This window comes from Ferrimonas aestuarii (assembly GCF_005116665.1).
GTDB classification, from domain to species: domain Bacteria; phylum Pseudomonadota; class Gammaproteobacteria; order Enterobacterales; family Shewanellaceae; genus Ferrimonas; species Ferrimonas aestuarii.
The window spans coordinates 50,548-62,906 of sequence record NZ_SWCJ01000019.1 but is presented as its reverse complement, the minus strand read 5'-3'; the positions used below and the strand labels follow the sequence as shown (position 1 = coordinate 62,906).

At 52.7% G+C, this 12,359-nt stretch carries 14 protein-coding genes; 8 read left to right on the top strand and 6 right to left on the bottom strand.

All coding sequences use genetic code 11. The annotated features are described in order from the left end of the window. Nucleotides 1-4 precede the first annotated feature (4 nt). Both FCL42_RS18260 and FCL42_RS18255 read right to left on the bottom strand, forming a co-directional pair. A complete protein-coding gene (locus tag FCL42_RS18260) occupies nt 5-1,348 on the bottom strand; it encodes a COG3014 family protein (RefSeq protein WP_136864872.1) in 1,344 nt (447 codons plus the stop codon). 12 nt (nt 1,349-1,360) lie between these two features. After that, nucleotides 1,361-1,573, bottom strand: coding sequence for a SlyX family protein (locus FCL42_RS18255; RefSeq protein ID WP_136864871.1), 213 nt, complete (start codon nt 1,571-1,573; stop codon nt 1,361-1,363). A 127-nt stretch (nt 1,574-1,700) separates the two neighbouring features. Here FCL42_RS18255 and FCL42_RS18250 point away from each other — a divergent pair, with 127 nt between their 5' ends. Next, nucleotides 1,701-2,078 (top strand): YacL family protein, encoded by a 378-nt coding sequence (locus FCL42_RS18250; RefSeq protein WP_136864870.1) that lies wholly within the window; start codon nt 1,701-1,703, stop codon nt 2,076-2,078. Nucleotides 2,079-2,129: 51 nt separating this feature from the next. On the opposite strand, the gene FCL42_RS18245 is transcribed toward FCL42_RS18250, so the two are convergent. Then, nucleotides 2,130-2,753 carry a response regulator gene (locus FCL42_RS18245; protein WP_136864869.1) on the bottom strand — a complete coding sequence of 208 codons (624 nt, stop codon included), beginning with the start codon at nt 2,751-2,753 and terminating at the stop codon, nt 2,130-2,132. Continuing rightward, on the bottom strand, nt 2,746-4,431 hold the full coding sequence (narQ, locus tag FCL42_RS18240; protein ID WP_136864868.1) for a nitrate/nitrite two-component system sensor histidine kinase NarQ: 1,686 nt from the start codon (nt 4,429-4,431) through the stop codon (nt 2,746-2,748). The genes FCL42_RS18245 and narQ overlap by 8 nt, the downstream gene beginning before the upstream one ends. A gap of 288 nt (nt 4,432-4,719) precedes the next feature. Here narQ and glnK point away from each other — a divergent pair, with 288 nt between their 5' ends. The 3 genes from glnK (at nt 4,720) to FCL42_RS18225 (ending at nt 7,424) form a co-directional block, all read left to right on the top strand. Beyond that, complete coding sequence (glnK, locus tag FCL42_RS18235; protein WP_136864867.1) at nt 4,720-5,058, top strand: P-II family nitrogen regulator; 339 nt, start codon at nt 4,720-4,722, stop codon at nt 5,056-5,058. Nucleotides 5,059-5,068: 10 nt separating this feature from the next. Next, entirely contained in the window at nt 5,069-6,319 is a 1,251-nt protein-coding gene (locus FCL42_RS18230; protein WP_136864866.1) for an ammonium transporter, read from the top strand. A 163-nt stretch (nt 6,320-6,482) separates the two neighbouring features. Then, nucleotides 6,483-7,424 (top strand): Dyp-type peroxidase, encoded by a 942-nt coding sequence (locus FCL42_RS18225; RefSeq protein ID WP_229359909.1) that lies wholly within the window; start codon nt 6,483-6,485, stop codon nt 7,422-7,424. A 100-nt stretch (nt 7,425-7,524) separates the two neighbouring features. Here the strand turns inward: FCL42_RS18225 and argR are convergent, their stop codons facing one another. Beyond that, entirely contained in the window at nt 7,525-7,995 is a 471-nt protein-coding gene (gene argR, locus FCL42_RS18220; protein WP_136864865.1) for a transcriptional regulator ArgR, read from the bottom strand. A 174-nt stretch (nt 7,996-8,169) separates the two neighbouring features. Here argR and mdh point away from each other — a divergent pair, with 174 nt between their 5' ends. Continuing rightward, nucleotides 8,170-9,108 carry a malate dehydrogenase gene (gene mdh / locus FCL42_RS18215; RefSeq protein ID WP_136864864.1) on the top strand — a complete coding sequence of 313 codons (939 nt, stop codon included), beginning with the start codon at nt 8,170-8,172 and terminating at the stop codon, nt 9,106-9,108. Between the two features lie 64 nt (nt 9,109-9,172). Here mdh and ispB read toward each other — a convergent pair whose 3' ends face one another. After that, nucleotides 9,173-10,141, bottom strand: a complete 969-nt coding sequence (gene ispB, locus FCL42_RS18210) for an octaprenyl diphosphate synthase (protein ID WP_136864863.1) — start codon at nt 10,139-10,141, stop codon at nt 9,173-9,175. Nucleotides 10,142-10,415: 274 nt separating this feature from the next. Between ispB and rplU the strand changes: the two genes are divergently transcribed. The 3 genes from rplU to cgtA all read left to right on the top strand — a co-directional run bounded on the left by rplU (nt 10,416) and on the right by cgtA (nt 12,334). Next, nucleotides 10,416-10,727 (top strand): 50S ribosomal protein L21, encoded by a 312-nt coding sequence (gene rplU / locus FCL42_RS18205; RefSeq protein WP_136864862.1) that lies wholly within the window; start codon nt 10,416-10,418, stop codon nt 10,725-10,727. Between the two features lie 17 nt (nt 10,728-10,744). After that, complete coding sequence (rpmA, locus tag FCL42_RS18200) at nt 10,745-11,002, top strand: 50S ribosomal protein L27 (protein WP_028112845.1); 258 nt, start codon at nt 10,745-10,747, stop codon at nt 11,000-11,002. Between the two features lie 165 nt (nt 11,003-11,167). Further along, nucleotides 11,168-12,334 (top strand): Obg family GTPase CgtA, encoded by a 1,167-nt coding sequence (gene cgtA, locus FCL42_RS18195; protein WP_136864861.1) that lies wholly within the window; start codon nt 11,168-11,170, stop codon nt 12,332-12,334. Nucleotides 12,335-12,359: the final 25 nt, after the last annotated feature.

Sequence of the window (12,359 nt, the reverse complement as noted above, 5' to 3'; positions counted from 1 at the left end):
CTTGTTACAAAATGACGGAATGGATTCGGTATTGATTGCCCGTTTGGGCGGCCCACACTAAGGTGGTTTTGCCTTCGAGAACTTGCACCTTAGCGGTGCTGCCCTCAACTCGGAATTGGTATGTGCCCGGCTCTGCGGATTGTGGCCACCACCAAGCTTGCTTTGGCAGCGTCAGCCAGCTGCGACGATCCGCCTGCTCGGTGACGGCATTAAACAGTTGCATCGCCACGCTACCTAGCTCGCCACCCTTTTTGTCGGCCCACTGGTTGGTGCCCGCCTTGGCGGCGATGCGCAGTCCTTGGCGAAGTAATATGCCTGGATATTGCTCCTGCAGCGAGCGGCTGGCCAGTTGGTCGATGTCGCCAATCAGACCCGCTTCACCATGGTAATTGTGGCTGCCCATTAGGGATAGGCTGACGTTGCTCCGATTTGGCCCCAGATTGCGATAGGTGGGCATCGACAGTTGCTGGTAGTAACCGTCGATCACCAGTGGCAAGGTAAAGGCTTGCTTAGCAGGCACATAACCGGTTTCCACTAGAGCCACCACTCGGCCTTGACCTTTCGGTAAGGGTTTAGGTTTACCATAGCGCTGAGTGGCTTTGTCGCAGTCAATGCTGAGTTCACAGCTCAAACGAACAAACGCCTGCTGCAGATAGATATTCTTCGGGTAGGCTTGCAGCGCTTTACGGATGTCGATCAGCGCGTCGTTGTCCTCTCCTTGAGCTTCAAACAGCACCGCGTTTTGAACTAGGGTATAGCTGTTGAGAAAAGAGTTTAGGGCATTGGGCGTTTGGGATGACATGCGCGCCAGTTCAGAGTCGACATTGGCGTTGTTCATCTGGCGTACGCTGGGCTGATCTTGGTAGGCCTGCAGAGCCAGTTTTTGCGCCTCTTCGGCTCGGCGAGCCTCAACGTTGGCCCCGGTGATGTCACCTTGAAACAGGTAATTGAGGCTTTGGTACTGGTGCACCAAGATGCGCTCGTAGGCTTGGCCGTGGTAAGGAACCAATAACTCAGACACCGTACTGGCGGCCGCTTGGGAGCCGAGCTCGCTGGCGCTAATGATGGCGGTCCAGTCACGACGCTGGTATTCGGTAATGGCTTGATCAAACAGGTTTTGGCTATTATCAAACTGGCCGTCGAGTAGGGCCACTCGACCCGCTTCTTGCGCATACAACAGAGAATCCGCGCCGCTTAAGCCGGATTCCAGCGGTACCATGGCTTGAGCCGAACCTTGGTTTAATTGAGTTTTTACTTCGTTTAGCTTGACCGGGTAGGGCTGAAACAGATTACCTGCGGCACACCCACTTAGCCAAAAAACAGCAAACAGTATCCAACCCAGTCGCATTGAGAGCCCTTCTTAGTAGTGAGGTGGCGGTGTTTCTTCGGCCTGCGTTGCAATCTGACTGCTCGGCAGGGTCAGCAGTTTGTCAGCCAGCTGCTTGATCTGGCGTTGCTGCATTAAAATGCGCTCGTTGAGCTCGACGATGGTGTCGTTTAGGCTTTCAACCGCCTCATCCTGAAAGGCCAGTTTGGCTTCCAGCTCACTCACCCGTTGTTCTAAATCTTGCATGAATCATTACTCTTAAGCGATAAGCTGTCTATGATAGTGGAATGCGTTTTTAGTTGCATTCCCTTGAGTGATATCGGCGAAGATTCAAGTACAATGTCGCGCTTTCTATTTTAACTAAGACCCTGATATGGAATATGAGTTCAAATCCGATCTAACCGGTGGTCGCCTTGCGCAGCTGTCGATGGGCCATGAAGCCTTTGGTCGGTTGCTCACCGAAGAGCTGGCTGAAGCTCAGGCTGTTTCTGAGCTATTGGTGCAGGTTCAAGCGCTGCAAACCAGCATTGAGACTCGGCAGTGGCAGCTGGGCGAGTGGGTGTTGACGGTGGAAAAAGGGGAGGTTGAGCTGCAAGCCAATGCTCTTGCTAGCGAGCAGGAGTACGAGCTGGATCCTGACGTGGAGCTCTATGATGAAGAGAGCCTGTCCAGTTGCGGCTTGGAAGACTTGATCCAGTTGCTGGAAAGCTGGCAGCGTTTCATCGGCACCGGCCGTCGCCGCACTTTTTAATGGCGTTGGGGGACTCTGCAGTTACCGCAGAGTCCAATCCAGACAGGTGTATCAGCTCTGCAGAACTTTCACTGCCAGTTCTACGCGAGAGCGGCAATCGGTTTTGCGCAGCAGATTTTTCACATGCACCTTGACCGTCCCTTCACTGATAAACAGTTTCTCGGCCAGCAGACGATTGCTCATTCCTTGGGAGATTAATTTGGCGATCTCTTGCTCTCTGGGCGTCAGTTCATCCAGCCAATCGACTTGCGGTGCGCCGCGCTCCAGCAGGTATTCTTGTAAGCGTTCGGTGATCACCTGTTGGCCACGAATGACCTGCTCAACCTGATCCAGCAGCAGATCCGGCTCGGAATCTTTCAGGAGGTAACCGTCGGCTCCGGCTTGAATCAGTGCGCGAACGTCGTCGGCGGCATCAGAAACCGTCAGGATCACCACGTGGCTAGTAACCTTCTCCTGACGCAGGGCTTTGAGGGTGTCTAGGCCGGACATCCCCTTCATATTCAGATCCAGCAGAATGAGGTCCGGTTCCTCTTTGGCGGTGGCGTCCAGTGCGTCGACGCCTGAGCCCACTTCCGCAAACAGTTCGTAGCGGGGGTCCAGTTCCAACAGTTGGCAGATACCGCGTCGCAGCAGTGGGTGGTCATCGACGACCATCACGCTCCAGATGTCATTCATGCAAGGATTCCTCGGTTGGATTAAAGGTCAGTTTCACGCACAGGCCACCGTCGGGGTTGTCGCAGAAGTCCAAGCGTCCCCCCAATTTGTGAGCTCGCTCATGCATGATACCAATTCCGTAATGATTGTCTCGGTCTTTGAGGTTGGCAATGCCGACGCCTGTATCGCTAATGGAGAACTGCAGTTCTTCATTGAGGTTCTCTGCCTTGAGCGTGATGGCGTCAGCCTGGGAGTGTTTAATGGCATTGATGACCGCTTCTCGGCAGAGCTGCAGCAGGTGCACGTGCTGCTGGCCGGTAAGCGGCGGTGGCAGCATGTCGTATTGCAGTTTCAGCTTAGCCTGAGTGCGGCCTTGAAGTTGCTCTAGCATCTGCTCAAGGCTGAGTTCCAGATCTTTTTCGGCGATGGTGAGGCGGAAGGTGCCCAGTAGCTCACGCAGTTGTTGGTACGCTTGGTTGGTGCCGGAGGTCAGCTCGTTGAGCGCTTGGTCGCGAAGATTGATGTTGTCGGCGTCGATGGCTCGCTTGAGCAGAGAGGTTTGAATCTTCATGTAGGCCAGCACCTGTCCCATGGAGTCGTGGAGTTCTCGGGCGATGATGCCCCGCTCCTCCATCAGTGACAGTAGCTCCCGCTGGCTGCTGGCGCGATCCAGCAAAATGCCCCGGGCAACGATGATGGCGTAGTTGTGGAGCATGTTGCCTGGCAGAGGCTTGTGGCCGTATACCTCCAGGGTTCCCAGTTCTTGGTTTTCAAATACCAGCCTCTCAGTGGTGCACTGACCGTCGAGATCGCCCAAGGCGACGTCCAGATCTGGTCGCTCTTCGCACTCTAGCCTGACGCCGTTGGCTAGGGTGTGAGATTGCAGGTCGGCAAGGGACTTGGTGAGGTTTTCAACGCTCAACCGATCTCGGTGGAACCACAGTGAGCTTTGATACAGGAAGGTCAGACCGGAGTTAGCTTGTGCTAGCGCCTGAGTTTTTTCGGCCACCTGTTGCTCTAGGTTGTGGTATAGCCCTTCCAGTTCGCTGGCGGTCTGTTTAAAGGTGTCGCTTAGGGTTTGCAGTTCATGGAAATCACTGCGGGGCAGATCCACCTGAAAATCTCGGTGCGAGATGGAGGTCGCCGCCACCTCCAATTTGTGCAGAGGCTCAAGAACACGGCGGCGAACCATTCGTAGCATGGTTGCGCCGACTCCGAGAATGGCGATAACGCCGATAATCTGCATGGCCAGCAGCAGCAAAATCTTATTTTCAGCCTGACTTTCCAGTTGGTCAACCAACTGATCGATCTCGGCAACGAAGGGTTTGACGTTGTTGACGTACTTGCGGCTGTTGCCATTGAGGGCGAAATTCTGCATCTCTTTCCAGCGAGCGACCACGGTGTCGTACTGATCGTGGGTGCGCTTGGGGTTGTACCACGCCTTGGCTTTCATTAGCTCTTTAGAGGCCAGAATTTCCTCAAATTCCGTCACTTTTTCACGTAGCAGCTCACTCTCTGAGTTGGTGTAGAACACCAGTTGATAGGAGCGCATGCGCAGCGAGCCCGAGGCGTTGATCGCTTTGGCGTCATCCACGCTGTAGTTCAGGGTGACCAAAGACAGCGCCGCAAGGCCACTGACCAGAGTAACCACAGACAGGATGAGTGACAGCAGAGTTGTGGTGAGGCTTTTCTTAGGCATAGCGACGTTAATCAAAAAGTTATGGAATCAGCCTAGCGGTAGAGCGCTTCAAGGTTCAAGTGTTATTGAGCGAGAGTGGGAGCCTTGTGAGGCGGTTATATCTTAAGAGGTATGGTTTTAGGGTGCGCACCAACATGGTGCGCAGCAGTTGAATTTTTGTTCTATTTTTGTGCATTTCTAGTCACTCATTTCTGCTTTCTTACATAACTTAATGAATTTAATGGTTTTATTTTTTTGGCACAGCCCTTGATTGGTATAGAGCAAGCCGATGAATTGAGGGAGAGCAGAATGAAACTGATCAGCGTCATTATTAAGCCGTTCAAGCTGGACGATGTGCGAGAAGCGATCGCCGGCATTGGAGTTGAGGGATTAACCGTTACCGAAGTCAAAGGCTTCGGTCGTCAGAAAGGGCATACGGAACTGTATCGCGGCGCCGAGTATCAGGTGGATTTTCTGCCCAAGGTAAAACTGGAGATCGCCACCGCGGCCGACAAGGTTGAACATCTGATTGAGGTGATTTCGCAGGCGGCTCACACCGGCAAGATCGGTGACGGCAAGATCTTTGTATATGACCTCGAGCGGGCGGTGCGTATCCGTACCGGCGAGATGGATTCAGAAGCGATTTAAGGAGCCAACCATGGAAGAGTTAGCAAAATTAGGTACCACGGTAACCGAGTTACGTTTCGCTCTGGATACCTTCTATTTCTTGATGTCCGGTGCTTTGGTGATGTGGATGGCGGCGGGGTTCGCCATGCTGGAAGCTGGCCTCGTCCGCTCCAAAAACACCACTGAAATTCTGACTAAAAACATCTGTTTGTATGCCATCGCCTGTGTGATGTACCTACTGGTGGGATACAACATCATGTACGTAGACAACGCGGAAGCGGGCTTTTTGCCAAGCTTTGGCAGTCTTATTGGCACTCAAGCTGCGGATGCAGACCATGCCTTGGAATCGGATTTCTTCTTCCAGGTGGTGTTTGTGGCAACGGCGATGTCCATCGTCTCCGGTGCTGTGGCTGAGCGTATGAAGTTATGGGCGTTCTTGGCGTTTGCTGTTGTCCTTACCGGCTTTATCTATCCAGTTGAGGGATATTGGACCTGGGGGGGTGGCTTTGTTTCTGAATTGGGTTTTGTTGACTTTGCTGGTTCTGGCATCGTTCACATGGCCGGTGCGGCTGCAGCAATCGCCGGAGTGCTCCTCCTTGGTGCCCGTAAGGGCAAATACGGTGCCGATGGCAGCGTCAATCCTATCCCAGGCTCCAACATGCCGATGGCGACCTTGGGTACCTTTATCCTGTGGCTGGGCTGGTTCGGCTTTAACGGTGGCTCGCAGCTTCTGGTTTCCGATGCAGAAAATGCCTCTGCGGTGGCTAAGATCTTTGTGAATACCAACTCCGCCGCTGCCTTTGGTGCCATTGCCGCGCTGATTGTGTGTAAGTTGATGTGGGGCAAGGCCGACCTAACCATGATTCTAAACGGCGCCTTGGCTGGTTTGGTGGCGATCACTGCGGATCCTCTGTCACCGTCGCTGATGTTAGCTGGCGTGATTGGCCTAGTGAGTGGTGGTTTGGTGGTGTTCTCCATCGTTGCCATGGACAAAGTGAAGTTGGATGATCCAGTGGGTGCCATCTCCGTACATGGTGTATGTGGGCTGTTTGGTTTGATGGCGGTGCCGCTGTCGAACGGCGATGCGAGCTTTGGTACTCAGGCGCTGGGCGCGGCCATCATCTTCGGTTGGGTATTCACAACCAGCCTCGCGGTTTGGTTCATCCTTAAGGTCACCATGGGCATCCGCGTGACCGAAGAGGAAGAGTACCGCGGCATGGACATCGCAGATTGTGGCATTGATGCCTATCCTGAGTTTGTCACTGTGAAGGGCACGAACTGATTTCTAAAGTCGTTAAGACACGAAGCGCCCCTTATTAGGGGCGCTTTTTTTTGAATTTTTGTACTCTGGCGTTGGTGTTTTATGAAGTAGGACAAAACTAAATGACGTCGACTATTGCAAAATACCGAAATCTTTATGCATCTTAAGTGAGTTGGATGAAATTATGATGGAAAAAGGGAAGGTCATGCCGCGGGAGCAAGCCGGTGTATGTGCAGAGGGGAACCTGCACGGTCTTTATCTGATGTTTAACGCCGAGGAGCAGGCAGAGCCGACCTTGCGTAAAGTGCTGGCTGAAATTGCGGCTTGGCTTCAGGCCTCCGTGGATCAGAATGCCGATTGCGCCTTCAATGGCTTCGTGGCCATTGGTGCTAACTATTGGGATGAGCTCTACCCAGACTCTCGCCCAGCGCAGTTACGTCCTTTCCCTGCCTTTGAAAGCGAAGATCGTACCGCGCCAGTACAGCCGGTGGATATCTTCGTTCATATTCGCTCTGACCGTTTGGACATCAACCACATCGCCGCCATGGAAGTGTGTCAGCGACTGACGGGCCTAGTGCAGCTGGTGGAAGAGGTGCGCAGTTTCCGTTATCTGGATAACCGCGATCTGACCGGCTTCGTCGATGGTACCGAGAACCCTCAGGGCAGCCATCGCCGAGAAGTGGCGTTGGTGGGCGCCGAGGATGAGCTGTTTATTGGCGGTAGCTACATCCATACCCAGCGTTATCAGCACCAGATGCAGCGCTGGGCTAAGATCAGCCAGAAGCAGCAGGAAGACACCATTGGTCGTACTAAGATTGAGAACATCGAGTACGCCAGCGAAGACAAACCGCTGACCTGCCATATTAAGCGCACCAACCTTAAGGATGCCGATGGCAAATCGATGGAGATTCTGCGCCAGTCGATGCCTTATGGTGACATGAATGAGCAAGGCTTGTTCTTCATCAGCTGCTGCAAAACCCCGGCTCACTTTGAGGCACAATTGAAGTCGATGATCTTCGGCGATGGTCATGGCCATTACGATCATCTGCTTGACTTCACTCAAGCGGTAACCGGTTCCGCGTACTTTGCGCCATCACTGGATTACATGGAAAACGCCGCTGGTTAATGGCGTCAAAACTGACTTAATAAAACGGCCCGCAAACTGCGGGCCGTTTTGTTATCAGAAAACCACAACGCCTGCACAGCGCTGGGGCTGTGGGTATTGTTTAACCTTTGTAGTTAAACAGGTCTTTGACGGTTTCCAGTGCGTGCTCGATGTTGTCGGCCTTAGTCGGTGCGATGAAGATGGTGTCATCGCCGGCGATGGTGCCTAAGATCCCTTCTGGCTTGCCGATGGAGTCCAGCAAACGGGCAATCAGCTGCGCAGCACCTGGGCTGGCTTTCACCACGATCATGGCGCCGTTATGATCCACATCCAAAACGAGGTTTTTCAGTGGGCTGGTGGCGGTGGGAACCCCAAGTTCTGCGGGTAGGCAGTAGACCATCTCCTGTTTGGCATTGCGGGTACGTACTGCGCCAAATTTGCTGAGCATCCGCGAGACCTTGGATTGGTTGATGCTGCTAAAGCCCGCATTTTGCAGTGCGGTCACAATCTCCCCTTGGGAACCAAAACGTTCCTCTTTCAACAGGGATTTAAATACGCGGATCAACTCATCCTGGTTGCGGCTCGACTTCATCGGATTGCTCTTTCTAGAAACAGATGCAGTTATTTTGCCTAACTGAGCTCAAACAGGCAAATCGTGGTGCTTAATAAGCCATTGGTAAAATTGCTTTAAAAATGTGATTTCGGTATTGTGGGCACGAATTCCAAATGAGATCCAAGTCACATCCAAGGATAGATGGAGAACACCATGAAAGTAGCTGTACTCGGTGCGGCCGGGGGTATTGGACAAGCCCTGGCGTTGTTGTTGAAGTTGAACCTGCCTAAAGGTAGCGATCTGGCACTGTATGACATTGCCCCAGTGACCCCAGGCGTTGCCGCTGACATCAGTCACATCCCTACTGGCGTTAAAGCCACCGGTTTTGCCGGCGAAGATCCAACCCCTGCGTTGGAAGGGGCTGACGTAGTGCTGATCTCTGCTGGCGTAGCGCGTAAGCCGGGTATGGACCGCTCTGATCTGTTTAACATCAACGCGGGTATCATTCGTAATCTAGTGGGCAAATGTGCACAAGTGTGCCCTACCGCTTGCATTGGCGTGATCACTAACCCAGTTAATACCACCGTTGCTATCGCAGCCGAAGTGCTGAAGAACGCCGGTGTTTATGACAAGCGCCGTTTGTTCGGTGTTACTACTCTGGACGTTATCCGTTCTGAGACTTTCATCGCCGAAGCCAAAGGCTTGCAGACTGATGAAGTGAAGATCAACGTGATTGGCGGCCACAGTGGCGTAACCATTTTGCCGCTGCTGTCACAGGTTGAAGATGTTACCTTCACCGACGAAGAGGTTACTAGCCTGACTCACCGCATTCAAAACGCCGGTACCGAAGTGGTTGAAGCTAAAGCTGGTGGCGGCAGTGCAACTCTGTCTATGGCTCAAGCGGCGTGCCGTTTTGGTACTGCGCTGGTTCGTGGCCTTCAGGGTGAGCAGGGTGTGGTTGAGTGCGCTTACGTGGAAGGCGATGGCGAGCACAGCCGTTTCTTCGCACAGCCAGTGCTGCTGGGCAAAGAGGGCGTGGCCGAAGTTCAGTCCTACGGTGAGCTGAGCGCATTTGAGAAGCAGGCGGTTGCCGACATGATGGACACCCTGATTGGTGACATCACTAAAGGTGAGGAGTTTGTGAACGCGTAAGTCGTTCCTCTCTAGCCAATAAAAAAGGCCTCGAATGAGGCCTTTTTTGATCCTGTTGGATCCTTTAGTGAGTGCGATCCACGGCGATGCGAGCCAGCGACTCCAATGCCGTTTTCGCTGGGCTGTCTGCCAGAGGAGCCAGTGCGGCGATGGCTTTGTCGGCCTCTTCGTTGGCGCGATCCATGGTGTAATCCAAGGCTCCACAATGGTTCAGCGCTTTGAGGATTGGCTCAATCTCTTCAGTGCCGCCGTTTTCGATGGCGGCGCGAATCATCGCTTTCTCTTCGTCGTTCCCTTTGGCCATGGTGTAGATAAGCGGCAGTGTTGGCTTACCTTCGGCCAGATCGTCACCGATGTTTTTACCCAACTCGGCGGCTTCGGCGGTGTAATCCAGTACGTCATCCACCAACTGGAACGCGGTGCCCAGATAACGGCCATAATCGCTTAGGGCGGCAATGGTGGCGTCGTCCTGCTCAGCCACTACGGCGGTTAGGCCGGTTGCGGCTTCGAACAGCTTGGCGGTCTTACAGTAGATCACCTGCATGTAGTCTTCTTCGCTGGTGTCGGGATCGTTGCAGTTCATCAACTGCATCACTTCCCCTTCGGCCAACACGTTAGTGGCTTCCGCTAGGCCCTCTAGGACTTTCTGGCTTTTTAGCTCAGTCATCATCTGGAAAGAGCGGGTATAGAGGAAGTCACCAACCAGTACCGACGCTTGGTTGCCAAACAGGGCGTTGGCGGTTTCACGACCACGGCGCATGGTGGACTCATCCACAACGTCATCGTGTAGCAAGGTCGAGGTATGGATGAACTCGATGATGGCTGCCAGGCGGATGTGGTTGTCCCCTTGGTAGCCCAAAGCCTGTGCTGCCAGTAATGTCAGCAGAGGGCGCATGCGTTTGCCGCCGCCGTTGATGATGTAAAACGACAGCTGGTTGATCAGCACCACGTCTGAGTGCAATTGCTCATAAATGGTCTGGTTTACCAGCTTCATATCAGCGTCGGCTAACTGGCGGATGGCATTAAGGTCCATAATTAATCCGATTCTAGGCTGCCCATAATGGTCAGCAACAAGTATAATGTGGTCAGTATGGAAGCGAATTCTACCCAAATTTCACTGTCATAACAGCAGCATTTATAGATTGATTAAGGGGATATTCAGAATACCCCGATCCTTTTGCGATCTTTTTAATACTAGTACTTGCCTGTTTTGTGTCCTTGGCGTAGAATGCCCGGCCATTGTCAACAAGTTTTAAGCCACACCCTGACCCCAAAGGCGCGGTCGGCGTGTGAAGCGGAGTTTTACTATGTACGCGGTATTCCAAAGCGGTGGTAAGCAGCACCGTGTTAGCGAAGGCCAGACTCTACGTCTGGAGAAGCTAGACGTTGAAACCGGCAGCACCATCGAATTTGATAAAGTTCTTCTGGTAGCTAACGGCGAAGACGTAAAGGTTGGTGTTCCTTACGTTGATGGCAGCAAAGTTGTTGCTGAAGTTGTGACTCACGGTCGTGGCGATAAAGTTAAAATCGTTAAGTTCCGTCGTCGTAAGCACCATCGTAAGCAGATGGGCCACCGTCAGTGGTTCACTGAAGTTAAAATCACTGGCATCAACGCTTAATCAGGAGTTACTGAGAAATGGCACACAAAAAAGCTGGCGGTTCTACTCGTAACGGCCGCGATTCAGAAAGCAAACGTCTTGGTGTTAAGCGTTTCGGTGGTGAATCTGTACTAGCAGGTAACATCATCGTTCGTCAACGTGGTACTAAGTTCCACGCGGGTACCAACGTAGGCATCGGTAAAGATCACACTCTGTTTGCTACTGCAGACGGTAAAGTGAAGTTCGAAGTGAAAGGCAAGCAGAACCGTAAGTTCGTAAGCATCGAAGCCGAGTAATTCGAAACCGATCGAATACGAAGCCCCGCCAATGGCGGGGCTTTTTGCGTCAGAGAGGCGCACAAAATGAGAAAGTGTACCAAGGCATAGGTCGTTGCCAATTTTGGGCTAGGCGGTCGATCCCTTGGTATACTAGAGCACAGTTTTTCCGAGCGGGTAAAAGCGATGAAATTTGTAGATGAGGTGAAGATCCGGGTTGAAGCCGGTGACGGCGGCAGCGGCGTCGTGAGTTTTCGCCGTGAGAAGTACATCCCAAAGGGTGGTCCTGATGGCGGTGACGGTGGCGATGGCGGTGACGTATTTCTGATTGCCGATGAGAACTTGAATACCCTTATCGATTATCGCTTTGAGCGTTGTCACCGTGCCGAGCGCGGTACTAATGGTAAGAGCGCTAACTGTACTGGTCGCCGTGGTGAAGACAAAGTGTTGTCTGTGCCGGTGGGAACCCGAGCTCGTGATGCCGAGACCGATGAGCTGATTGGCGATTTGACCAAACACGGTCAGAAGCTATTGGTAGGTAAAGGTGGTTATCACGGCCTTGGTAATACCCGTTTTAAGAGCTCAGTAAACCGTACTCCGCGTCAGAAAACTCTCGGCACACCTGGTGAGCACCGTGAGCTAAAGCTTGAGCTGATGCTGCTGGCTGATGTGGGTATGTTGGGTCTGCCAAACGCTGGCAAATCTACTTTTATTCGCGCTGTTTCTGCTGCCAAGCCAAAAGTGGCTGATTATCCGTTTACCACTCTGGTTCCGAATCTGGGTGTGGTTCGTGCAAACGCTTCCGAGAGCTTTGTGATTGCCGATATTCCAGGCCTGATCGAAGGTGCTGCGGATGGGGCTGGCTTGGGTGTTCGCTTCCTTAAGCACCTTGAACGTTGTCGTGTATTGGTGCATCTGATCGATGTGGCGCCAATTGATGAGAGCGATCCTGTGGAAGGCGCGAAAGCGATCATCGGTGAGCTTGAGCAATATTCTCCAAAGCTGGCTGAGAAGCCTCGTGTACTGGTACTGAATAAATTGGATTTGGTACTGGAAGAGGAGCGAGAAGCGCTGGTGAAATCCATCGTAGATGGGTTAGGCTGGGAAGGCGAAGTTCGTACAATCAGCGCCATCTCTCGTGATGGAACCGGCCCTCTGGTTCAAGAGTTGATGGAGATGATTAATGCTCTGCCTCAAGAAGAGGAAGAGCAGGTTGCTGAAGATGAGGTGTCCTTTAAGTGGGAGCATCACCACAAGCAGCAAATGGAACAAGCGGTCGTTGAAGACGATGACGACGACTGGGATGATTGGGACGACGACGATTACGACGTCGAGATCATCTACCAAAGATAACAAAGAGATAAATAGAGGGGCTTTT